The organism is Aerococcus sp. HMSC23C02, from assembly GCF_001806805.1.
Classification (GTDB): domain Bacteria; phylum Bacillota; class Bacilli; order Lactobacillales; family Aerococcaceae; genus Aerococcus; species Aerococcus sanguinicola.
Genome location: NZ_KV786066.1, coordinates 372 through 1,136, shown reverse-complemented (window position 1 = coordinate 1,136; position 765 = coordinate 372). Strand labels below are relative to the sequence as shown.

General features: G+C 43.7%; 1 pseudogene. It reads right to left on the bottom strand.

Going from position 1 to position 765, the window contains the following annotated elements:
- Positions 1-765, bottom strand: a pseudogene (locus tag HMPREF3090_RS09495) (hypothetical protein); the annotation flags it as partial.

Here is a 765-nt window from a genome sequence, read left to right as displayed (position 1 = left end):
GATCTTCTGGCTTAGGATCTTCTGGCTTCGGATCCTCTGACTTAGGTTGGCAACATGGAATTTCAAGGATTTCTTTTGTATTATCCGTAAACACAATCGTTAATCGACCATCTTTACTATAGATCTTCTTAATTCCTCTGCCATCTTTACCGTCTCTGATAAAGTGACGGCTCGATTCCTTACCTTCTGGATCTTTAACAATCACCCATAGACCACTGTCACCATCTGCATTCTTACCAGGAACTGTTTCAAGACTTGGCGAGTGACCATCTTGGCCATCCTTGCCGTCACGAACAAATTCGCGTGAAACTTCATTACCATCTCCATCGAAGATAATAATCCATTGGCCACTATCCCCATGTTCATTCTTACCAGGTTCTACTTTAGCAGAAGGGGTCTTACCATCTTGACCATCACGGATGAATTCACGAACGATTTCATTGCCATGACCGTCTTCGATAATCAACCATCTGCCCACATTGCCTTGGCTATCTTTGCCTTTTTCAGTACGGATTTGTGGGGTTTGACCATCTTGGCCATCCTTACCATCTCGACCGTGGTAGATGGTATGTGTTTCAGTCGAGCCATCTGGATGCGTTATCTTAATACTTAAGCCGATTTCTTTACCATCTGAATCAAGGATTTTTTCAGTACTTAGAAGCGGTGATTTTCCATCTTTTCCGTCCTGTCCATCCTTGCCATCACGCACAAATTGACGGTCTAATTCTTGACCCGTGTCACGGTCACGGATAATCAACCACATAC